Origin of the sequence: Dryocola mayonis, assembly GCF_051307045.1 — a bacterium.
Taxonomy (GTDB): Bacteria; Pseudomonadota; Gammaproteobacteria; order Enterobacterales; family Enterobacteriaceae; genus Dryocola.
The window spans coordinates 439,063-461,521 of the sequence record NZ_CP150452.1; the positions used below are offsets into that span (position 1 = coordinate 439,063).

The following is a 22,459-nucleotide window of genomic DNA, read 5'->3' on the forward strand; positions in this document are numbered from 1 at the left end:
TAGATATCCCCAATCGATAGACAAGAAGAGTATTCAAACGATGAGTCTGAACCTGGTAAGTGAGCAGTTGCTGTCTGCGAATGGCTTAACCCATCAAGATCTGTTTTCCATTCTCGGCCAGCTGTCCGAGCGTCGGCTCGACTATGGGGATCTCTATTTCCAGTCCAGCTACCACGAATCCTGGGTATTAGAAGACCGTATTATCAAAGATGGCTCCTACAATATTGACCAGGGCGTCGGCGTACGCGCCGTCAGCGGTGAGAAAACCGGCTTTGCTTATGCCGACCAAATCAGCCTGCTGGCGCTGGAACAAAGCGCCCACGCGGCGCGCAGCATCGTTCGTGAGCAGGGCGACGGCCGCGCGCGCACCCTCGGTGCGGTAGAGCACAGCGTTCTATACACCAGCGCCGATCCTCTGCAGAGCATGACGCGCGAAGAGAAGCTGGACATCCTTAAGCGCGTCGATAGCGTAGCGCGTGCGGCGGATCCCCGCGTTCAGGAAGTCACCGCCAGCCTGACGGGCGTTTATGAACTCATCCTCGTGGCGGCGACGGACGGTACGCTTGCGGCGGACGTTCGCCCGCTGGTGCGTTTGTCCGTCAGCGTTCAGGTAGAAGAAGACGGCAAGCGTGAACGCGGCTCCAGCGGCGGCGGCGGTCGTTTTGGCTATGATTATTTCCTCGAAACCATCAACGGCGAAGTGCGTGCCGATGCGTGGGCGAAAGAAGCCGTGCGCATGGCGCTGATCGCTCTTTCTGCCGTCGCGGCGCCGGCGGGCATGTTCCCGGTGGTGCTTGGCGCAGGCTGGCCCGGCGTGCTACTGCACGAGGCGGTTGGCCACGGTCTGGAAGGCGATTTTAACCGTCGCGGCACCTCCGTATTCAGCGGCCAGATGGGCCAGTTGGTCGCCTCCGAGCTGTGCACCGTGGTGGATGACGGCACCATGGCTAACCGCCGTGGCTCCGTCGCCATCGATGATGAAGGCGTGCCGGGTCAGTACAACGTGCTGATAGAAAACGGCATTCTGAAAGGCTACATGCAGGACAAGCTAAACGCTCGTCTGATGGGCGTTGCGCCAACCGGCAACGGGCGCCGCGAGTCCTATGCGCATTTGCCGATGCCGCGCATGACCAACACCTATATGCTGGCGGGTAAATCCACGCCGCAGGAAATTATTGAATCCGTCGAGTACGGTATCTACGCGCCAAACTTCGGCGGCGGCCAGGTGGATATCACTTCCGGCAAGTTCGTGTTCTCAACCTCAGAAGCTTACCTCATCGAGAAAGGCAAGGTCACCAGGCCGGTGAAAGGCGCGACGCTTATCGGTTCCGGTATCGAAACCATGCAGCAGATTTCTATGGTCGGCAACGACCTGGCGCTGGATAACGGCGTGGGCGTCTGCGGCAAAGAAGGCCAGAGCCTGCCGGTAGGCGTCGGCCAGCCAACGCTTAAGGTTGATAACCTAACGGTTGGCGGTACGGCATAAAACGAAACGGCCGGGTCAACCCCGGCCGGTTTCTTTTCCGCGCCCGTTTGTTTCCCGGACGCCCTGGTACAGCTGCGCCACCTTCACAAAATACTCCGTCAGATAGTTAATGCACACCTGCACCTTCAGCGGCAGCTTGTCTTTTTCCGTATACAGCGCATATACCGGACGAGGATCCGACTGATAGCGGGAAAACAGGATCTCCAGCTCGCCATTGTTGATCTCATCGATCACCCACATCAGCGGCACGTAGGCGATCCCGGCGCCGGCTTTCAGCCAGCGTGAAAGCGTCATCGGATCGTTTGTCACGAAGCGCCCCTGCGGCAGCATGCGCGTGGAGATGCCTTCGGGAGCGATAAGCTCAAACTCATTGTCAGGACGCACGCTGTATTCCAGCCACGAATGGTTCGCCAGATCGGCAGGTTTTTCCGGTACGCCGTTTTGCAGCAGATAGCTTTTCGCCGCGCAGATAACCATCGGCATCGAGCCGAGGCGTTTTGAAAACAGGCTGGAATCCTGCAGCGCGCCCACGCGAATAACCACGTCGAGGCCATCGGCAATCAGGTCCGGGGCAGGGATGCCGGTCACCAGGTTTACCGTCAGGCCCGGGTACTCTTTAAGCATGTCCGCCGTCATATTGGCGAGGACATTTTGTGCCATGGTTGAAGAACTGCCGATGCGCAGCGTGCCGATAGGCGTGTTGTTGAAGGCGTAGAGCTGCTCATGCACCTCCTGGACTTCATGCAGCATCTTGCGACAGCCGAGATAGTAAATCTTACCCGCTTCGGTGAGGCCAATGCTGCGGGTGCTGCGGTTCAACAGCTTTACCTGCAGTTCATCCTCAAGCTTTGAAACCGTCTGGCTGATGGACGATACGCTCATCTGCAGTTGCCTTGCGGCGGCGGTAAAAGAGCCGAGATCCACCACTTTGGCAAAAACCGACATGCGTTTAAGTCTTTCCATTGTTCACTCTGAGTTAAAAGTGATTTAGATCACATATTATAGATAACAGGATAACAGTTACGTTAATATATTATTATTAACACAGTCTAAACCGCGTTCTCGCCTGCCGTTCCTGGCCACCTTTAGTCGCGGATAACTGTCCAGAGTCTGTGGCGCCTGCACTATCCTTAACAAGGTTAACATGAGTTTATTTCCGGTTATCGTGGTATTCGGTCTTTCCTTTCCGCCGATATTTTTTGAGCTGCTCGTTTCACTGGCGGTTTTCTGGCTGGTGCGCCGTTTGCTTACCCCGACGGGTATTTATGATTTCGTCTGGCACCCGGCATTATTCAATACGGCGCTCTATTGCTGCCTGTTTTATCTGATCTCGCAGCTGTTTGTTTGAGGTTGATGTGAAAACACTAACAAGAAAAATGATCCGTACCGCCATCACGCTGATTCTGGTGCTGCTGGCTTTCATCGCTATCTTCCGCGCGTGGGTGTTTTACACCGAGTCGCCCTGGACGCGCGACGCCCGTTTTACCGCCGATGTTGTGGCGATTGCGCCTGACGTTTCCGGGCTGATTACCGCCGTGAACGTGCACGACAACCAGCTGGTTAAAAAAGACCAGGTGCTGTTTACCATCGACCAGCCGCGTTATCAAAAGGCGCTGGAAGAGGCGCAGGCGGACGTGGCTTATTATGAAGCTCTGGCGAGCGAAAAACGCCGCGAGGCCGGACGCCGTAACCGGCTGGGCATCCAGGCGATGTCGCGCGAAGAAATCGACCAGTCGAACAACGTGCTGCAAACCGTATTGCATCAGCTTGCGAAGGCGCAGGCAACGCGCGATCTGGCGGAGCTTGACCTGCAGCGTACCGTGGTACGCGCCCCGGCTGACGGCTGGGTAACCAACCTGAACGTGCACGGCGGCGAGTTTATTACCCGTGGCTCAACGGTGGTGGCGCTGGTAAAACAGCACTCGTTTTACATTCTCGCCTATATGGAAGAGACCAAGCTTGAAGGCATCCGCCCGGGATATCGCGTTCAGATAACGCCGCTGGGCAGCAACCGCATATTACGCGGCACCGTGGACAGCATCTCCGCCGGCGTAACCAACGCCAGCAGCACCAGCGATGCGAAAGGCATGGCTACCGTGGATTCCAATCTGGAATGGGTTCGCCTGGCGCAGCGCGTCCCGGTGCGTATTCGTCTGGATGAGCAGCAGGGCAACCTGTATCCGGCCGGCACCACGGCTACGGTCGTCGTCACCGGTGAGAAAGATCGCGATACCGAACACGATTCGGCATTTATGAAATTCATGCATCGTCTGCGTGAGTTTGGGTAAGCCTGGCGACTATGTATTTTATCTCCCGACTGCATCTGCGCTTTGCGTTCAAACTGGCGTTCGCCATCGTGCTTGCGCTGTTTGTGGGTTTCCACTTTCAGCTTGAAACGCCGCGCTGGGCGGTACTGACCGCGGCGATTGTGGCGGCCGGCCCCGCGTTTGCGGCAGGCGGCGAGCCCTATTCCGGCGCGATTCGCTATCGCGGCATGCTGCGTATTATCGGCACCTTTATCGGCTGTATCGCGGCGCTGGTTATCATCACCTCGCTGATTCGCGCGCCGGTCGTGATGCTGCTGGTGTGCTGTATCTGGGCCGGCTTCTGCACCTGGATCTCTTCGCTGGTCAAAGTAGAAAACTCCTATGCCTGGGGGCTTTCAGGCTACACGGCGCTGATTATCGTCGTCACTATCCAGCTCAATCCGGTTACCACGCCGCAGTTCGCCGTTGAGCGCTGCAGCGAAATCGTGCTTGGCATCGTCTGCGCCATTCTTGCGGACCTGCTCTTTTCCCCGCGCTCCATCAAACAGGAAATCGACCGCGAGCTGGATAACCTGCTGGTGGATCACTATCGGCTGATGCAGCTTTGCGTCGCGCACGGCGATAAAGAAGAGGTCGATAAAGCCTGGAGCGGCATGGTGCGGCGCACCACCGCCCTTGAGGGCATGCGCAGCAACCTCAAGATCGAATCTGCGCGCTGGGGGCAGGCCAACCGCCGCCTGAAGGCCATCAACACCCTTTCCCTGACGCTGATTACCCAGGCCTGCGAAACTTTCCTGATTCAGAACACTCGCCCTGAATTCGTCCCGCCTGAGTTCAAACTGCTGTTTGAAATGCCGGTAGAAACCGCGGCGGACGTTCATAAGCAGATGAAGGCGTTAAGGCGCTACATCTCTTCATCCGGTGAGAAAAACACCCCGGTGACCATCAGCAGCTGGGTCGGAGCCGCGACGCGCTTCCTGCTGCTAAAACGCGGCGTTACCAGCAACTCCCGCATTAGCGCTATCGAAGAAGAGATCCTGACCGACGAGGTGGTGATTAAGGTTCAGTCGGCCGAGCGCCATCATGCGATGATTAACTTCTGGCGCACCACCCTCTCATGCCTGCTGGGAAGCCTGTTCTGGCTGTGGACCGGCTGGACCTCCGGCAGCGGGGCGATGGTGATGATCGCGGTCGTGACCTCCCTTGCGATGCGCCTGCCCAACCCACGCATGGTGTCGCTGGATTTTCTTTACGGGATGCTGGTCGCCCTGCCGCTTGGCGCGCTCTATTTTCTGGTCATCATACCTTCCACCCAGCAAAGCATGCTGCTGCTGTGTATCAGCCTCGCGCTGCTGGGATTCTTTATGGGCATTGAGGTGCAAAAGCGGCGGCTGGGCTCGATGGGGGCGCTGGCCGGGACGATTAACGTTATCGTGCTGGATAATCCCATGACCTTTCACTTCAGCAGCTTCCTTGACAGCGCGCTGGGGCAAATCGTCGGCTGTTTCCTGGCGATGATGGTTATTCTCCTGGTGCGGGATAACTCTAAGGAGCGTACCGGACGCACGCTGCTCAATCAGTTTGTTTCGGCTGCGGTGTCCGCGCTGACGACTAACAATAACCGCCGCAAAGAGAACCACCTGCCGGCGCTTTACCAGCAGCTTTTCCTGCTGTTGAACACCTTCCCGGGGGATATCGATCGCTACCGCCTGGCTTTAACCCTGATAATCGCACACCAGAGGCTGCGCGACGCGCCCATTCCGGTGAACGCTGACCTGTCCGCTTTCCACCGCCAGCTGCGCAACACGGCGGACAAAGTCACCTCCGCTTCCAGCGATGATAAGCGGCGGCGTTACTTCAGGCAGCTGCTGGGCGAGCTGGATATCTACCAGGAAAAGCTGCGCATCTGGGAGGCGCCGTTACAGGTGACCGAGCCGGTAAAAAGGCTGGCGGATATGCTGCATAAGTATCAGCACACCCTCATCGACGCTTAATCAGCGCCCCAGAGCCGACGCCATGCGTCGGCTTTTTTGTATCTATACTTAGCGGATGTGCAATTTATAACGGGAGAAAATTATGACAATTCAGGCGCTCCAGGACGGTGAACTCTTCAACACCGGCTATCTGGTCAACGGGGAATGGCGCAGGCTTGATGACACTTTTGACGTACTGAATCCTGCCACGGGCGAAGCGATAGCTAAAGTGGCGAAAGCCGGTAAGAAAGAGACCGAGGAGGCTATCGCCGCGGCGGCAAAAGCCTTCCCGGCGTGGCGAGCCAAAACCGCAAAAGAACGCTCGACGATTCTTTATCGCTGGTACCAGCTGATTATTGAGAACAAAAGCTGGCTGGGACAGCTGATGACCACGGAACAGGGCAAACCGCTGAAAGAGGCCGAAGGGGAAGTCGAATACGCCGCAAGCTTTATTCAATGGTTTGCCGAGGAGGCCAAACGCGCCAACGGCGAAATCATTCCACCGGCCAGGCCGGGATCGCGAATCTTCGCAACGCGTGAACCTGTTGGCGTGGTAGCCGCTATCACCCCGTGGAATTTCCCGATGGCGATGCTGACCCGTAAGCTCGGCCCGGCGCTGGCAGCGGGATGTACCGGCGTGATTAAGCCCGCCAACAATACGCCGCTTTCCGCTTTTGCTTTACTGGCGCTGGCGAAACAGGCCGGCGTGCCGGATGGCGTACTGAACGCGGTCGCGGGCAACACCCAGGAAATCAGCGATGCGATTATGGCCAGCCCCGAGGTGCGCAAAATTTCCTTTACCGGCTCGACCGCCGTAGGCAAAACGCTGGTGCGCAACGCCGCTGAAACCATGAAAAAAGTGTCGATGGAACTGGGCGGCAATGCGCCGTACATCGTGTTTGACGATGCCGATATCGATGAAGCCGTAAAAGGCGCCATCGCCAATAAATTCCGTAACGCGGGCCAGGTGTGCGTCAGCGTGAACCGCTTCTTTATTCAGGAAGGCATTTACGATCGTTTCGTCAATAAGCTGGCGGAGGCGGTGAAGGCGCTCAAAGTCGGCAACGGTATGGATGAGGGCGTGGTGGTCGGGCCGCTTATCGAAAAGTCCGCCGTAGATAAAGTGCGTGAGCATGTGGAAGATGCCCTGGCTAAGGGCGGTAAGGCGCTGGTGGGAGGTAAAAGCCACGAGCTTGGGGGCAACTTCTGGCAGCCGACGGTCATTATCAATGCCGCTGACGACATGAAGCTGGCGCAGGAGGAGACTTTTGGTCCTCTGGCGGCCTGCTTTAGCTTCAAAACGGAAGAAGAAGCGATCCGGCGGGCTAACAATACCCCCTTTGGCCTGGCCGCTTACTTCTATACTCAGAATCTGCAGCGCGTATTCCGCGTATCGCAGGCGCTTGAAAGCGGGATGATTGGCGTTAACGAATGTGCCGTGTCTACCGAGCTGGGGCCGTTTGGCGGGGTGAAAGAGTCCGGCCTTGGTCGGGAAGGGTCGGTGCTGGGACTTGAGGAGTATCTGGAAGTCAAAACCCTGCATATCGGCGGCCTGTAGACGCGCGTTGGCACGGCTTGTTCCGGTTGGGGTGGCCAGAGATGAAAAAATATAGCTTTGATTTTAATGAGATAGAAGATCAACCGGCATTCTATCGCCTCTTTACCCAGGCATTCTCACTGGAGAAAAAAAAGGTGCACGATCTCGACAGCCTGTGGGACGTGGTGGTGGGAGGAGGCCTGCCCGTGCCGGTAGAGATTGAGTTTCTCCATCTGCCGGAGATACAGCGGCGGCGCTACGGCGCGCTGATTTTGCTGTTTGATGAGGCAGAAGAAGAGCTCGAAGGACAGCTGCGTTTTAATATTCGCGGTTAAGCAGGCATAAAAAAGCCCCCGGCGAGCGGGGGCAAGGTCGTCGGACGTGACGACGAGGGTTTATTTATACAGTTCAGCGGTTGCGTGCCAGGTATCGCCGGAACGCGCTTCAGTTACGCGGTAAGCTGAAGCCCCTTTCTCTGTCGCTTTCTGTGATAATTCATGACGCATATCCATAGGCGCGCTGCCTACCTGGCTTACGGAGATGCTGCCCATAGGCTGCATGCCCTGCGCCTGTTCGTCGGAAATCTGGTGCGCCGCGGCGCTGGCACCAAAAGAGAGAACGGAAAGAAGGCTAACGGCTGCGATGGTTAATTTGGTTTTCATGATGTCTACTCCTGAACAGGTTTTTCAACGGCCGGAAGGGCTAAATAGCGTTTTTTGTTCTTGGGGCCGCCGTCTGAGATTGTCTTTTCTGCGTGCTTATTGCAGGGCTGCTAAAGCCGGGCGTTATTTATACAGCTCAGCCGTTGCGTGCCACTGGTCGCCGGTGCGGGCTTCGATAATGCGATAAGAAGAAGCCCCTTCCCGATCGGCTTTTTTATCCAGCTGCTGGTGCATATCCATCGGCGAACTCCCGACGCTGCTTACGGAGACGGTACCCACCGACTGCAGGTTTTGCGCTTGTTCTGCATTGATGGACGTGGCGGCAAAAGCGCCAAACGACAGCATGGAGAGCAGGCTTGCGGTCACTAAAGTGTTTTTCATGTTCATAATTTTTACCTCGTCGTATTCTTTTATTGGGGCCATCGTTTCGTGACCCTCATCACAAAATCAAGTATACACTAGTAACGGAAAAAATTAATACCCTGCTAACAATTCACAATGAAACTTTACGTTAACAGACTTATTTTTTATTACTTTTAGCTATTAAAAATGGATGTTTAATGCTTTTTCTGGAAAAAATATAATAAAAATCAGGCGGATAGCGGAATTTGATTATTTGTGCGATCTCTCACAGAACAAATGTTGCTTTAGTGGGTTATCGCCAGAGATACGGGCTACAGGATGGGAGCGGAGCGGCAGATTACACAGGTAGACAGGCATAAAGAAGGATAACCCGCCGTGAAGGCGGCGGGTACAGCAGGTCTTAACGCTCTCAGAGCTCCTGTTCGAACAGCACCAGAATCGCTTCGTAAAGCTCTTTCACGGTAAAGCCGTTGGCGGGCGTGGTGAAGATAGTGTCGTCGCCGGCGATGGTGCCGAGAATCCCTTCCGCTTTACCCAATGAATCCAGCAGACGCGCAATCAGCTGCGCAGCCCCTGGGCTGGTATGAATCACCACCACCGCGTCGTTATAGTCGATATCCAGCACCAGGTTCTTTAACGGACTGGAAGTGGTCGGCACGCCAAGCTCTGCGGGCAGGCAATAGACCATCTCCATTTTTGCGTTACGCGTGCGCACCGCGCCGAACTTGGTCAGCATGCGGGAGACTTTGGACTGGTTGATATTGTCGAAACCGTCGTTCTGCAATGCATGGACGATTTCGCCCTGGGAACTGAATTTCTCTTCTTTTAAAAGCGATTTGAAGGCTTTGATCAATTCTTCTTGTTTTGAGGAATTACGCATGAGTCACCTGAGCATAGGTAAACGGATAACATTATTATGCATTTAAATGAATTTTTATGCAAATGCATGGAAGGGCGTTAGCCTGAAATAACGTTATGAAAGAGGCGAATTTTATCAAATTTTGTTATCGAGAAACATGCCTGTGTCACGACTCGAAAATAAGGCTTTAAGTAAACCAAATGTTATCAAAATGATGTTGTTTTGATGCGGGCCTAAGGTGTAATGTAACCGCCTGTTGATGTGACAACATCAGGTAGTGACCGGGCGCCCAGGCGTCGTTTCCACCCGGCGAGTAAATGCAGCAGTAACGCATGATGATTGCGCAAGCTCGCAATCTGAAGGCGGGAAGATTGTAATTACCCCATCTCTGGATTATGGTCGCCACCGTATGGAGTTACGGCACGTTTTTGCTAACCATAATAAGGAGTTTAGGATGAAAGTTGCAGTCCTCGGCGCGGCGGGCGGTATCGGCCAGGCGCTTGCCCTTCTACTCAAGACCCAGCTGCCTTCAGGTTCAGAACTCTCCCTGTATGACATCGCACCGGTTACCCCTGGGGTAGCGGTGGACCTCAGTCATATCCCTACGGATGTAAAAATTAAAGGCTTCAGCGGCGAAGACGCAACCCCGGCGCTGGCAGGCGCGGACGTTGTGCTGATCTCCGCAGGCGTGGCCCCGTAAACCAGGTATGGATCGTTCAGACCTGTTTAACGTTAACGCCGGCATCGTGAAAAATCTGATCCAGCAGGTTGCCCAGACCTGCCCGAAAGCCTGCATCGGTATCATCACCAACCCGGTGAACACGACGGTTGCTATCGCGGCCGAAGTACTGAAAAAAGCGGGCGTCTACGATAAGAACAAACTGTTTGGCGTGACCACGCTGGACATCATCCGCTCCAACACTTTTGTGGCGGAACTGAAGGGCAAACAGCCCGGCGATATCGAAGTTCCTGTGATTGGCGGCCACTCTGGCGTGACTATTCTGCCGCTGCTGTCCCAGATCCCGGGCGTGAGCTTCACCGAGCAGGAAGTTGCCGATCTGACCAAACGTATTCAGAACGCCGGCACCGAAGTGGTGGAAGCTAAGGCCGGCGGCGGGTCTGCAACCCTGTCTATGGGTCAGGCCGCCGCGCGTTTCGGGCTGTCGCTGGTACGCGCGCTGCAGGGCGAGAGCAACGTCGTGGAATGCGCCTACGTGGAAGGCGACGGCCAGCACGCGCGCTTCTTCTCTCAGCCTCTGCTGCTGGGTAAAAACGGCATCGCCGAGCACAAATCTTACGGCACCCTGAGCGCGTTTGAGCATCAGGCGCTGGAAGGCATGCTGGACACGCTGAAAAAAGACATCGCGCTGGGCGAAGAGTTCGTTAACAAGTGATGGTCCGATAGCTGACAGTTAAAAAAAACCGGAACGAATGTTCCGGTTTTTTTATGCCTGCCATCAGTTCCCCGCCGGGTATTCCTGAATGGTGACCTGCATCGTGAGCTTTTTATCCTCGCGCATGACCTCTACGGGAATCACCGAGCCCGGGCGAATCTCTGCCACCTGATCCATCGTCTCAAGGGCGGAGATGGCCGGTTTATTGTTCACCGAGACAATTACGTCGTTGACCTGAATACCCGCTTTCGCCGCAGGTCCGTCAGGAGAAACTTCGTTAACAATGATGCCCTGGATGCGGTCGAGTCCGGTTGCCGGGCCGTGCAGCGGCGTTATCTCGCGCCCGCCGATACCGATATAACCGCGGATAACCCGACCGTCGCGGATAAGCTTATCCATGATTTTAGTGGCCAGCTGCGTTGGGATGGCAAAGCCGATGCCTTCCGGCGTTTCACCGTCGTTGCTCTTATCAAAGGAGAGCGTATTGATGCCCATCAGCTCGCCAAGCGAGTTCACCAGCGCGCCGCCGGAGTTACCGCGGTTGATGGAGGCGTCGGTCTGCAGGAAAGACTGGCGGCCGGAAGGGCTCAGGCCAATGCGCCCCGTTGCGCTGATAATGCCCTGGGTAATGGTCTGGCCGAGGTTATAGGGGTTGCCGATGGCCATCACCACGTCGCCAATATGCGGCAGCCGTTTACTGTTTATCGGGATCAGCGGCAGGCCGGTGGCGTTAATTTTTAACACCGCCAGATCGGTCAGGCTGTCGGAACCGACCAGCAAGGCTTCGAAGACGCGACCGTCCTGCAGCGCAACGATGATCTGCTCCGCGTCGTTAATTACGTGCTTATTGGTAATGATGTAGCCGCGCTCGTCCATAATCACCCCGGAGCCGAGGGTTTTTATTTCCAGCTGGTTTTGAGTATTGCTTCCCACGCTGCGGTTATAGACGTTTACTACGGCAGGCGCGGCCCGCCGCACCGCGGTGTTATAGCTCAGCGGCGTTTCGTCGGCACTGTCAAACTTCGAAGGGGCCAGCGGCGTAATTTTCTGGCGTAATGAAGGCAGGGATACCAACAGAATGCCCGCCACAATCAGGCCGATTGCCACCGAACGTAATATCTTCAGAAACATGGGTTTGTAAAAGTCCGTGAGAAAACGAACGCAGAATAGCATGAGTTAATCGGACACCGCACTCGCGATGTCCGATTACTGAGCAAATTAACGCAATAACAAATAGAGAGTATCTTCGCCGCGTACGACGCGCAGGGCGATTACCGACGGCTTGTTTTCCAGCAGCTTACGCATTTCCGCAATGGTGCGAATGCGTTCACGGTTGATGCCGATGATGACATCGTCTTTATGCAGCCCGACCTGCGCGGCCGGCGTGCCTTTTTCTACGCTGTCGAGCTTCACGCCTTTAGCGCCGTCTTTCAGCTGGCCGTCGCTTAGCGACGCTCCCTGCAGCGCGGGAATAATCAGTTCTGCATTGGCTGAGGAAGCGGTGCTTTTATCGAGCGTCACGCTTACTTCCAGCGGCTTGCCGTCGCGTAGCAGGCCAAGCTGCACCACGGTGCCCGGTTCGGTTGTGGCGATTTTAGCGCGCAGTTCCGCAAAGCTGTTGATGTTTTTACCGTTCAGGCTGGTGATAACATCTCCCGCTTTGACGCCCGCTTTCGCCGAGCCGGACTGCGGCAGCACTTCGCTGACGAACGCGCCGCGCTGCGTGGTCAGGTTGAAGGCTTTGGCGATGTCGGCGCTCATTTCGGTGCCCTTAATGCCGAGCAGGCCGCGCTTGATTTCGCCGAACTCCATCAGCTGTTTGGCCAGCGTTTGCGCCATATTGCTTGGAATAGCAAAGCCGATGCCGACGCTGCCGCCGCTTGGGGCGAGAATGGCGGTATTGATGCCGATGAGTTCGCCGTTGAGGTTCAGCAGCGCGCCGCCGGAGTTACCCCGGTTGATGGAGGCGTCCGTCTGAATGAAGTTCTCCAGCCCTTCCAGATTGAGGCCGCTGCGGCCTAGCGCTGAGACGATGCCCGAGGTCGCGGTTTGGCCCAGCCCAAAGGGGTTGCCCACGGCCACGGCGAAGTCGCCCACGCGCAGCTTATCGGAGTCGGCCCACGGCGATTTGCGTAAGCCCCGTCGCGTTTTGCAACTGAATAAGGGCGATGTCGCTCTGATCGTCGCCGCCGATAAGTTTGGCCTCAAACTCACGCCCGTCGTTAAGCTGGACGCTGATTTTTTCTGCGTGGCTGATGACGTGATTATTCGTAAGCACATAACCTTTGGCTGCGTTAATAATCACCCCGGAGCCCAGGCCTTCAAACGGCTGTGATTCGGAAGGCGGCAGATCGTCGCCAAAGAATTTTTTAAACTCTTCCGGGACCTTTTGCGTGGGCGCGGCGGCCGTGCCTTCAACCTGCACGCTCACTACCGCAGGCAACACCTTTTCCAGCATCGGCGCAAGGCTTGGCACCGCAGCCTGTCCGGGAACCTGGGAGGGGATAGCGGCAGCTGCAAAAGGTGATGCGCCCAGAGCTAACCCGACACTTAACGCTAACGCACTCAATAACCGTGTTTGTTTCTTCATTGATGGCTTGCTCTCGTGACCTGGAAAAAGGAAAACCCGATAACACTCCGATGTTATTGAAATATCAGCCGGGTAACAATGTCGTTATGAGATGAGACGAGACTATTAAATGATAGCTGCGGCGAGGGGAGAATTGGGGCACGAAACGCGTGCCCCGGGAAAAAAATTTACCGCTGTGATTAATCGCGTTTTGCACGCTCGGTACGCAGCAATCCGGACGCGCCTTCCGAATAGTCGCGCGGTATCTGCACCGGCGCCTGATCGTTGCTGGCTTCGGATTCGGCCAGACGGTTGCGGAAAGGATTGGCTTCGGCTGAAAGCTCGGGCAGCAGGCTGCTGGAGCTTTTTGCCATATGTTGATACAGCTGGCGATAATCGTGTGCCATGTTATCAAGCAGCTCTGCACTCTGGGCAAAGTGGCTGACCAGCTCTTCGCGGTACTCTTCAAGCTCCGCTTTGTTTTTCTCAAGCTCGTACTGTAAAGCCTGCTGCTGGCGCAGTTTGCGGTTGCCAAAACGCATGGCGACGGCACCAATGATAACTCCGACAACTAACCCAATTAGCGCATATTCCCAGGTCATGAACTTCTCCCGTTATCTTGTGTTTCCGTAGGGTAATGTAGCCACTATAACCGCTAACCTAAGAGAAGTGGAATCCTGACGCAGCATCGCTTAGGGTAGAACGACCTTTTTTTCGACATCCGTACTTAAAGAACACCAGTAAACGGCAATACGATTTTTAAGGGAACACCATAATACCATGCAAAATCTTTCCCCTACATCACGCTACCAGCAGGCTTTGGCCGAGGGCGGCTATCAGCCCGACGACGTTCAGCGCGAGGCCGTAACGCGCCTTGAGGCTATTTATCAAGAGCTTACAAATAAAAGTTCCGCGCCCGCCGAAGCCGGTGGATTCATGGCGAAGTTTGGCAAGCTGCTGGGCAAGCGCACCGCGCCCGTTAACGATGAACCGGTGCGCGGGCTGTATATGTGGGGCGGAGTAGGGCGCGGCAAAACCTGGCTGATGGACATGTTCTTTCAGAGTTTACCTGGCCGGCGCAAGCTGCGGCTGCATTTCCATCGCTTTATGCTGCGCGTGCATGAAGAGCTTACCCAGCTGCAGGGGCATAGCGACCCGCTTGAAATCGTGGCGGACGGTTTTAAAGCCGAAACGGACATTCTGTGCTTCGATGAATTCTTCGTTTCGGACATCACCGACGCCATGCTCCTGGGCACATTAATGAAAGCGCTGTTTGCCCGCGGCATAACCCTGGTGGCCCACGTCGAATATTCCGCCCGACGAACTTTATCGTAACGGTCTGCAGCGGCCGCGATTTATCCCGGCTATCGAAGCGATAAAACGACACTGCGACGTAATGAATGTGGATGCGGGAATCGATTACCGGCTACGCACCCTGACCCAGGCGCATCTCTGGCTGTCGCCGCTAAATGAGGCGACGACGCGGCAAATGGAGCATTTATATACCGCGCTGGCGGGCGCGCCGCGGGAAGGCGCGCCGGTGCTGGAAATTAACCATCGCCCGCTGGCGACTCTTGGCACCGCCAACCAAACGCTGGCGGTGGATTACCAGACGCTGTGCGCGGACGCCCGCAGCCAGCATGATTACATCGCCCTGTCGCGCCTCTTCCACACGGTTATGCTGTTTAACGTGCCGGTCATGACCACCCGCAATGAAAACGAAGCCCGGCGCTTTATCGCCATGGTGGATGAGTTTTACGAAAGGCACGTGAAGCTGGCCGTTTCCGCCCAGGCGTCATTATTCGATATATATCAAGGCGAAAGGCTTAAGTTTGAGTTCCAGCGCTGCCTTTCGCGCCTGCAGGAAATGCAAAGCGAAGAGTATTTGCGCCTGCCGCATATGCCCTGAATATCGTTATGTAACGCGAAAGATAAATTGTGGTCGATCTTTGGGGACGACTTCTCTATAATCTTGCGACCCCACGTTACAACCAAAGTTTTTTTCCCAAAACTTTTGTCGTGCCGGCATAGGCTATTCGAAGGGGTAGGTTTGCTGGACAATGTCGCGTGAACCTCAACTGATTTTAAACGTTTGGGTGTTCACCAACGTGTAACTATATATTGGGTAAGCTTTTAATGAAAACTTTTACAGCTAAACCAGAAACCGTACAGCGCGACTGGTATGTTGTTGACGCTGACGGCAAGACCTTAGGTCGCCTGGCTACTGAATTGGCTCGCCGTCTGCGCGGTAAGCACAAAGCGGAATACACTCCGCACGTTGATACTGGTGATTACATCATCGTTCTGAACGCAGAAAAAGTTGCTGTAACCGGCAACAAGCGTACTGACAAAGTGTATTACCATCACACCGGCCCACATCGGTGGTATCAAACAAGCGACCTTTGAAGAGATGATTGCCCGCCGTCCTGAGCGTGTGATTGAAATCGCGGTTAAAGGCATGCTGCCGAAAGGCCCTCTGGGTCGTGCTATGTTCCGTAAGCTGAAAGTTTACGCGGGCAACGAGCACAACCACGCGGCGCAGCAACCGCAAGTTCTGGACATTTAATCGGGATTATGGCAATGGCTGAAAATCAATACTACGGCACTGGTCGCCGCAAAAGTTCCGCAGCTCGCGTGTTTATCAAACCAGGCAGCGGCAAAATCGTTATCAACCAACGTTCTCTGGAACAGTACTTCGGTCGTGAAACTGCCCGCATGGTAGTTCGTCAGCCGCTGGAACTGGTCGACATGGTTGAGAAACTGGATCTGTACATCACCGTTAAAGGTGGTGGTATCTCTGGTCAGGCTGGTGCGATCCGTCACGGTATCACCCGCGCTCTGATGGAGTATGATGAGTCCCTGCGTGGCGAACTGCGTAAAGCTGGCTTCGTTACCCGTGATGCTCGTCAGGTTGAACGTAAGAAAGTCGGTCTGCGTAAAGCACGTCGTCGTCCTCAGTTCTCCAAACGTTAATTGTTCTGCATTGCGCAGAAAACAATTGGCAAAAAACCCGGTCCTGTACCGGGTTTTTTTATGCCTGAATTTATATTATTTGTTTTAACTGTTTGAAACTATTCAACTTTATCGCTAATTTTGGATCCGCTCCCCACAAAACTGGTAAAATCTGGTAAACTATCAACCAATTTTCTGCCCAAATGTCGGCATCAGTTTGTTTTCGCCTTGTTTTCTGGCGGCTGATGGGAGTCCGAGTGAGTTGGGTAATAAACAGTCAGGTTAGTCGCCGCTTGCGGCTATTAGCAGTAATTTTCTGAATAAACTTGGAGGTTTTCATGGCTGTCGCTGCCAACAAACGTTCGGTGATGACGCTGTTTTCCGGTCCTACTGACATCTATAGCCATCAGGTACGTATCGTACTGGCTGAAAAAGGTGTCAGCGTTGAAATTGAGCATGTGGAAACGGATAACCTGCCTCAGGATCTGATTGACCTCAACCCAAATCACAGCGTACCGACCCTGGTTGACCGCGAACTGACCCTGTGGGAATCCCGCATCATCATGGAATATCTTGATGAGCGTTTCCCGCACCCGCCGCTTATGCCGGTTTACCCTGTGGCACGTGGTGAAAGCCGTCTGTACATGCACCGCATCGAAAAAGACTGGTACACCCTGATGAACACCGTGCTGAACGGTTCTGCTCAGGAAGCGGACAATGCGCGCAAGCAGCTGCGCGAAGAGCTGCTGGCCATTGCGCCCGTCTTCACCCAGAAACCTTTCTTCCTGAGCGACGAGTTCAGCCTGGTGGATTGCTATCTGGCGCCGCTGCTGTGGCGTTTACCGCAGATGGGCATCGAGCTCACCGGCGCGGGTTCTAAAGAGATGAAAGGCTACATGACTCGTGTATTCGAGCGTGATTCCTTCCTCGCCTCTTTGACCGAACCCGAGCGCGAAATGCGTCTGCAGACCCGAGGCTAATTGATGGATATGTCGCAATTGTCACCGCGTCGTCCCTATCTGCTCCGCGCTTTTTACGAGTGGCTACTGGACAACCAGCTCACACCGCACCTGGTTGTGGATGTGACATTGCCAGGCGTGCATGTGCCGATGGAATATGCGCGCGACGGGCAAATTGTGCTGAATATCGCGCCGCGCGCGGTAGGCAACCTGGAGCTGGCCAACAACGAAGTGCGTTTTAACGCGCGCTTTGGCGGCGTGCCGCGCCAGGTCTTTGTTCCTATGGCGGCGGTGCTGGCGATCTACGCTCGTGAGAACGGCGCCGGCACTATGTTTGAGCCGGAAGCCAGCTATGACGACGTTGAAAGCCACAACGATGACGAACAGGCCGCAGCCGATCCGGAAACGGTAATGCAGGTGATCGATGGCGATCGCCCGGATCGCGAAGAAGATGACAATAGCCCGGATGACGATCCCCCTCCGCGCGGTGGCCGTCCGGCTCTGCGCGTGGTGAAGTAAAGCTGAAAGCCAGTCTGTTGACTGGCTTTTTTATTGCCTGCGCCCGCCGAGCTCTTCTTTCGTAAGTCTGGAATTGCTGTGTTATGATCCAAAAGGTTACTCTTTTTCTTTCCTTAAAAACGGTCCCTTTCTGACGCTATGAGCACATTTGACGACCAGGCAGACCAGACGACTGAAACCATCGGCCATGCGATGCGCCGTCGCCCGCTGGCGCGTAAAAAGCTTTCGGAAATGGTGGAAGAAGAGCTTGAGCAGATGATCCGCAGGCGCGAGTTTGCCGAAGGCGAACAGCTGCCCTCCGAACGCGAGCTGATGGCCTTTTTTAACGTCGGGCGTCCCTCCGTTCGTGAAGCGCTGGCGGCCCTCAAGCGTAAAGGCCTGGTGCAAATCAGCAATGGCGAGCGCGCCCGTGTTTCACGCCCCTCCGCGGACACCATTATTGGCGAGCTGTCTGGCGTCGCGAAAGATTTCCTTTCTCGTCCCGGCGGTATCGCCCATTTCGAGCAGCTGCGGCTGTTTTTTGAATCAAGCCTGGTGCGCTATGCCGCGGAATTCGCCACCGATGAGCAGATCGCCCGCCTTGGCAAGGCGCTGGAGATGAACAGCCAGGCGCTGGACGACAACGAGCTCTTTATTCGATCCGATATCGAATTTCATCGCGAGCTGGCCGAAATCCCCGCCAACCCAATTTTTATGGCCGTGCATGTCGCCTTGCTGGACTGGCTGATAGCGGCTCGTCCCGCCGTTCCCCAGGAAGAGCTGCACGCGCATAACAACGTGAGCTACCAGCAGCATATTGAAATCCTTAAAGCTATCCAGGCGCGGGATCCCGATGCCGCGGAAGCCGCCCTGAAAGCCCATCTGAAAAGCGTATTCGCCGCTTATTATGCCGCCCCGCGCAGGCGCAGCCTGAAAAAATAACGCCCGCTGAGTTGCGATCTGCTGCACGACTTTCTGCAATACGCGATCAACTATAGTAATTTCATATGAACAAGATCACATCCTGATGCTCTGGCCGTATGGCGTTTACTTTTCGCTCTGGTATAACAGGTATAAAGGTATATCGTTATGTTTAAAAACCAGACCACCAGGAGATGTTTATGACACAGAATCTTCGGGGCGTGATGCCGGCACTGCTGACCCCCTTCAATCAACACGAGCAGGTGGACACGGACAGCCTGCGCCGTCTTGTACGCTTCAACATAGAGCAGGGCGTGGACGGCCTGTACGTCGGCGGCTCTACCGGCGAGGCGTTTTTGCAAAGCGCGAAGGAGCGCGAGCAGGTGCTGGAAGTCGTCGCCGAGGAGGCGAAAGGCAAGCTGACGCTGATTGCTCACGTAGGGGCTATCAGCACCGAGGAGAGCCAGGCCCTGGCAGGCGCGGCACACCGCTATGGCTTTGACGCCGTGTCCGCCGTGACGCCGTTCTACTATCCGTTTAGTTTTAACGAGCACTGCGATCATTATCGCGCGGTGATTGACGCATCCGGCGGCCTGCCGATGGTGGTCTACAATATTCCAGCCTTAAGCGGCGTGAAGCTGACGCTGGATCAGGTGACAACGCTTGTGAACTTGCCCGGCGTCGGTGCGCTTAAACAAACCTCCGGCGATCTGTATGAAATGGAAAAGATCCGCCGCGCGCATCCCGATCTGGTGCTCTACAACGGCTACGACGAAATCTTCGCTTCCGGCCTGATGGCGGGCGCGGATGGCGGTATCGGCAGCACCTATAACGTGATGGGCTGGCGTTATCTGGCCATTAAGCGGGCCGTCGAAGAAGGGGACGTGCAGCGCGCAATGCAGCTGCAAAGCGAGTGCAACAAAGTTATCGATCTGCTGATTAAGGTCGGCGTCTTCCGCGGGCTGAAAACGCTGTTGCACTACATGGATATCGTCGCCGTGCCGCTATGCCGCAGGCCTTTCTCTCCGGTGGACGAGCAGCACCAGCCGGAACTTAAGGCGCTGGCGGCTGAGCTGCAGGCGGAACGCGCCACGTTCTGATACGCGATGCCGGGCGACCGGCGTTTATCAAACCTAATCGGACCTCACTAAAGGGCGGGTTACTGCTAACCCGCGCCGGGAGTGCTTTATGAATAACACTGCCCAACAGATCCCCTGGTATCGCCATTTAACTAAGCCGCAATGGAAGGCATTTTCCGCAGCCTGGATTGGCTACCTGCTGGATGGTTTTGATTTTGTCCTGATAGCGTTAGTGTTGACTGAAATACAAAGTGAATTTGGCCTGACCACCGTACAGGCCGCAAGCCTGATCTCTGCGGCGTTTATTTCCCGCTGGTTTGGCGGCCTGGTGCTGGGCGCGATGGGCGATCGCTACGGGCGTAAGCTTGCGATGATCGCCAGCATCGTCCTGTTTTCCGTCGGCACCCTGGCCTGCGGTTTCGCGCCAGGTTTTACCACCATGTTTATCGCCCGCCTGGTTATCGGCATGGGAATGGCCGGCGAATATGGCTCCAGCGCGACCTACGTCATTGAAAGCTGGCCAAAGCATCTGCGTAACAAGGCCAGCGGCTTCTTAATCTCAGGTTTCTCCGTCGGCGCCGTGCTGGCGGCGCAGGTCTACAGCGTAGTGGTGCCCGAATGGGGCTGGCGCGCGCTGTTTTTCATCGGCATTGTGCCTATTATTTTCGCGCTCTGGCTGCGTAAAAATATCCCCGAGGCGGAAGACTGGCACGAGAAGTTCGCCGATAAAAAGCCGGTTAAAACCATGGTCGATATTCTTTATCGCGGCGAACACCGGATTATCAATATGGGCCTGACTGCCGTGGTGGCGACGGCGCTCTACTTCTGCTTTGCGGGCGACGTGGGCAATGCGGCCGTCATCGCCGTACTGGGGCTTATCTGCGCCGCCGTATTCATCAGCTTTATGGTGCAAAGCAGCGGTAAACGCTGGCCGACGGGCGTCACCCTTATGTTCGTGGTGCTCTTCGCCTTCCTCTATTCATGGCCGATTCAGGCGCTACTGCCGACCTATCTGAAAACCGAGCTGGCCTACGATCCCACCACCGTCGCCCACGTACTCTTCTTTAGCGGCTTTGGCGCGGCGGTAGGATGCTGCGTGGGCGGCTTCCTTGGCGACTGGCTGGGCACGCGCAAAGCCTACGTTTGCAGCCTGCTGGTCTCCCAGCTGCTGATCGTGCCCGTGTTCGCCATCGGCGGCGGAAATATCTGGGTGCTGGGGCTGCTGCTGTTCTTCCAGCAAATGCTTGGCCAGGGGATTTCGGGCATCCTGCCAAAACTCATCGGCGGCTATTTCGATACCGAGCAGCGGGCGGCGGGGTTAGGCTTTACCTACAACGTCGGCGCTCTCGGCGGCGCGCTGGCGCCGGTTATCGGCGCCACCATCGCCCAGCGGCTGGACCTGGGAACCGCTTTGGGCTCGCTCTCATTCAGCCTGACCTTTGTCGTCATCCTGCTTATCGGGCTTGATATGCCATCGCGCGTTCAGCGCTGGATCCACCCTGAAGCCTTGCGCACCCACGACGCCATTGACGGCAAGCCTTTTAGCGGCGCGGTGCGCGCGGGCAGCAAAAGCGCTTTAGTGCACAAGGCGGTGAAATGACGACGCTTGCCATTGACCTTGGCGGCACCAAGCTTGCCGCCGCGCTGATCGATAAGAACATGCACATTATCGACAGATGCGAAGCGGCGACGCCCGCCAGCAAAACGCAGGAAGCTTTGCAGGCCTGTCTGGCGGAAGTGGTCGCACCCTTTGCGTCTCGCGCGCAGCGTGTAGCCATTGCCTCGACCGGCATTATTCAGGACGGCGTGCTGAACGCTATTAACCCCGAAAATCTCGGCGGCCTTGCCCGCTTCCCGCTGGTTGAGGTCGTCACGCGCCTGACCCGGCTTCCGTGCATCGCCGTCAACGATGCCCAGGCGGCTGCCTGGGCGGAATATCACCCGCTGCGCGAAGATATCAACGACATGGTATTTCTGACGGTCTCGACCGGCGTCGGCGGCGGCATCGTCAGCAATGGCCGGCTGCTGGTCGGAGCGGGCGGGCTTGCCGGTCATCTCGGCCACACCCTTGCGGATCCAAACGGCCCGCGCTGCGGCTGCGGGCGCATCGGCTGCGTAGAGGCTATAGCTTCAGGCCGTGGTATTGCGGCGGCGGCAAAGGGCGATTTGGCGGGAAGCGACGCAAAAGCGATTTTTGTCAGGGCGGCTCAGGGACATCCTCAGGCCAATGCGCTAAGGCAGCGTTCGGCGCAAACCCTGGCGCGCCTGATTGCCGATATTAAGGCGGCAACGGACTGCCGGTGCGTGGTCATCGGCGGCAGCGTTGGCCTGAGCGAAGGCTACCTGGAACTGGTCCGCACCTTTCTTAACGAGGAGCCGGCAACCTATCGTAGCCGGCTGCTGGCCGCTCGCCATCAACATAATGCGGGCCTGCTTGGGGCCGCGCTGTTAGCACAGGAAGTTATGTCATGATTACCGGAGAGAGTCTTTACCCTGAATCCGCAGGGCTACCCGAGCCGCTGATTAACGCCATTCGTCTGGCGCTTGCGCACAAACCGGAGCATATGGCGCCGGGCAGCTATCCCCTGCGGGGCGAGACGCTGTTTATGAACGTTATGGAATTTTCCACCCAGCCGCCGGATGCGAAAAAAGCGGAGCAGCATCGGGAGTACATTGATATTCAGGTGCTGTTAAAGGGACGGGAGCGGATCTATTACGGATTTTTTGAAAGCGCGCGGGAAGGTGAGGAACTTCATGTGGATGAGGATTATCAGCTTTGCCGCCGTATTGAAAACGAACAGGCGCTGACGCTTCGACCCGGCCAGTTCGCCGTGTTTATGCCGCTGGAGCCACACAAGCCCGGCTGCGTGGTTGATTCGCCCGGGCCGTTAAAGAAAGTGGTGATAAAGCTGCATCGCAGCGCGCTGGAAGCATAAAAAA

At 56.0% G+C, this 22,459-nt stretch carries 20 protein-coding genes and 4 pseudogenes; 17 read left to right on the forward strand and 7 right to left on the reverse strand.

Translation table 11 applies throughout. From position 1 onward, the window contains the following. Positions 1-40 precede the first annotated feature (40 nt). A complete protein-coding gene (gene tldD, locus WLO32_RS02100; protein ID WP_435947009.1) occupies positions 41-1,486 on the forward strand; it encodes a metalloprotease TldD in 1,446 nt (481 codons plus the stop codon). 15 nt (positions 1,487-1,501) lie between these two features. On the opposite strand, the gene aaeR is transcribed toward tldD, so the two are convergent. Next, a complete protein-coding gene (gene aaeR, locus WLO32_RS02105) occupies positions 1,502-2,449 on the reverse strand; it encodes an HTH-type transcriptional activator AaeR (protein ID WP_435947010.1) in 948 nt (315 codons plus the stop codon). Positions 2,450-2,630: 181 nt separating this feature from the next. Between aaeR and aaeX the strand changes: the two genes are divergently transcribed. The 5 genes from aaeX (at position 2,631) to WLO32_RS02130 (ending at position 7,598) form a co-directional block, all read left to right on the forward strand. Next, the gene (aaeX, locus tag WLO32_RS02110; RefSeq protein WP_121266454.1) at positions 2,631-2,834 is read left to right on the forward strand and encodes a p-hydroxybenzoic acid efflux pump operon protein AaeX; all 204 of its coding nucleotides are present in this window, start codon (positions 2,631-2,633) and stop codon (positions 2,832-2,834) included. 7 nt (positions 2,835-2,841) lie between these two features. Further along, a complete protein-coding gene (gene aaeA, locus WLO32_RS02115; protein ID WP_435947011.1) occupies positions 2,842-3,774 on the forward strand; it encodes a p-hydroxybenzoic acid efflux pump subunit AaeA in 933 nt (310 codons plus the stop codon). 11 nt (positions 3,775-3,785) lie between these two features. Further along, complete coding sequence (gene aaeB, locus WLO32_RS02120; RefSeq protein WP_435947012.1) at positions 3,786-5,747, forward strand: p-hydroxybenzoic acid efflux pump subunit AaeB; 1,962 nt, start codon at positions 3,786-3,788, stop codon at positions 5,745-5,747. An 82-nt stretch (positions 5,748-5,829) separates the two neighbouring features. Beyond that, on the forward strand, positions 5,830-7,284 hold the full coding sequence (locus WLO32_RS02125; RefSeq protein WP_435947013.1) for an NAD-dependent succinate-semialdehyde dehydrogenase: 1,455 nt from the start codon (positions 5,830-5,832) through the stop codon (positions 7,282-7,284). A 41-nt stretch (positions 7,285-7,325) separates the two neighbouring features. Then, on the forward strand, positions 7,326-7,598 hold the full coding sequence (locus WLO32_RS02130) for a barstar family protein (RefSeq protein WP_435947014.1): 273 nt from the start codon (positions 7,326-7,328) through the stop codon (positions 7,596-7,598). A 60-nt stretch (positions 7,599-7,658) separates the two neighbouring features. Here the strand turns inward: WLO32_RS02130 and yhcN (WLO32_RS02135) are convergent, their stop codons facing one another. The 3 genes from yhcN (WLO32_RS02135) to argR form a co-directional block, all read right to left on the reverse strand. Continuing rightward, complete coding sequence (gene yhcN, locus WLO32_RS02135) at positions 7,659-7,925, reverse strand: peroxide/acid stress response protein YhcN (RefSeq protein ID WP_435947015.1); 267 nt, start codon at positions 7,923-7,925, stop codon at positions 7,659-7,661. Between the two features lie 123 nt (positions 7,926-8,048). Next, the gene (yhcN, locus tag WLO32_RS02140) at positions 8,049-8,312 is read right to left on the reverse strand and encodes a peroxide/acid stress response protein YhcN (protein WP_435947016.1); all 264 of its coding nucleotides are present in this window, start codon (positions 8,310-8,312) and stop codon (positions 8,049-8,051) included. 385 nt (positions 8,313-8,697) lie between these two features. Next, positions 8,698-9,168, reverse strand: a complete 471-nt coding sequence (gene argR / locus WLO32_RS02145) for a transcriptional regulator ArgR (protein WP_121266444.1) — start codon at positions 9,166-9,168, stop codon at positions 8,698-8,700. Between the two features lie 433 nt (positions 9,169-9,601). On the opposite strand from argR, the pseudogene mdh reads away from it, so the two are divergent. Continuing rightward, positions 9,602-10,541, forward strand: a pseudogene (gene mdh / locus WLO32_RS02150) (malate dehydrogenase). 63 nt (positions 10,542-10,604) lie between these two features. On the opposite strand, the gene degS reads toward mdh, so the two are convergent. The 3 genes and pseudogenes from degS to zapG all read right to left on the reverse strand — a co-directional run bounded on the left by degS (position 10,605) and on the right by zapG (position 13,712). Beyond that, positions 10,605-11,672, reverse strand: a complete 1,068-nt coding sequence (gene degS / locus WLO32_RS02155; protein WP_435947017.1) for an outer membrane-stress sensor serine endopeptidase DegS — start codon at positions 11,670-11,672, stop codon at positions 10,605-10,607. 87 nt (positions 11,673-11,759) lie between these two features. Continuing rightward, positions 11,760-13,131: pseudogene (degQ, locus tag WLO32_RS02160) on the reverse strand (serine endoprotease DegQ). Positions 13,132-13,310: 179 nt separating this feature from the next. Further along, entirely contained in the window at positions 13,311-13,712 is a 402-nt protein-coding gene (gene zapG, locus WLO32_RS02165; protein ID WP_435947018.1) for a Z-ring associated protein ZapG, read from the reverse strand. A gap of 178 nt (positions 13,713-13,890) precedes the next feature. Between zapG and zapE the strand changes: the two are divergent. The 10 genes and pseudogenes from zapE (at position 13,891) to nanQ (ending at position 22,455) form a co-directional block, all read left to right on the forward strand. Then, a pseudogene (gene zapE, locus WLO32_RS02170) lies at positions 13,891-15,019 on the forward strand (cell division protein ZapE). Between the two features lie 227 nt (positions 15,020-15,246). Continuing rightward, positions 15,247-15,676 (forward strand): annotated as a pseudogene (rplM, locus tag WLO32_RS02175) (50S ribosomal protein L13). 14 nt (positions 15,677-15,690) lie between these two features. Further along, positions 15,691-16,083: a 30S ribosomal protein S9 gene (gene rpsI, locus WLO32_RS02180; RefSeq protein ID WP_003025138.1), complete on the forward strand. Its 393-nt coding sequence runs from the start codon at positions 15,691-15,693 to the stop codon at positions 16,081-16,083. Positions 16,084-16,400: 317 nt separating this feature from the next. Beyond that, the gene (gene sspA, locus WLO32_RS02185) at positions 16,401-17,042 is read left to right on the forward strand and encodes a stringent starvation protein SspA (RefSeq protein ID WP_435947019.1); all 642 of its coding nucleotides are present in this window, start codon (positions 16,401-16,403) and stop codon (positions 17,040-17,042) included. 3 nt (positions 17,043-17,045) lie between these two features. Next, positions 17,046-17,540 (forward strand): ClpXP protease specificity-enhancing factor, encoded by a 495-nt coding sequence (sspB, locus tag WLO32_RS02190; RefSeq protein WP_435947020.1) that lies wholly within the window; start codon positions 17,046-17,048, stop codon positions 17,538-17,540. A gap of 138 nt (positions 17,541-17,678) precedes the next feature. Then, a complete protein-coding gene (locus tag WLO32_RS02195; RefSeq protein ID WP_435947021.1) occupies positions 17,679-18,461 on the forward strand; it encodes a transcriptional regulator NanR in 783 nt (260 codons plus the stop codon). 179 nt (positions 18,462-18,640) lie between these two features. Then, entirely contained in the window at positions 18,641-19,540 is a 900-nt protein-coding gene (nanA, locus tag WLO32_RS02200; protein ID WP_435947022.1) for an N-acetylneuraminate lyase, read from the forward strand. Between the two features lie 88 nt (positions 19,541-19,628). Continuing rightward, on the forward strand, positions 19,629-21,119 hold the full coding sequence (locus WLO32_RS02205; protein ID WP_435947023.1) for an MFS transporter: 1,491 nt from the start codon (positions 19,629-19,631) through the stop codon (positions 21,117-21,119). Beyond that, positions 21,116-21,991 carry an N-acetylmannosamine kinase gene (gene nanK, locus WLO32_RS02210; RefSeq protein WP_435947024.1) on the forward strand — a complete coding sequence of 292 codons (876 nt, stop codon included), beginning with the start codon at positions 21,116-21,118 and terminating at the stop codon, positions 21,989-21,991. Before WLO32_RS02205 ends, nanK begins: the two co-directional genes overlap by 4 nt. Continuing rightward, on the forward strand, positions 21,988-22,455 hold the full coding sequence (nanQ, locus tag WLO32_RS02215; RefSeq protein WP_435947025.1) for an N-acetylneuraminate anomerase: 468 nt from the start codon (positions 21,988-21,990) through the stop codon (positions 22,453-22,455). Before nanK ends, nanQ begins: the two co-directional genes overlap by 4 nt. Positions 22,456-22,459 lie beyond the last annotated feature (4 nt).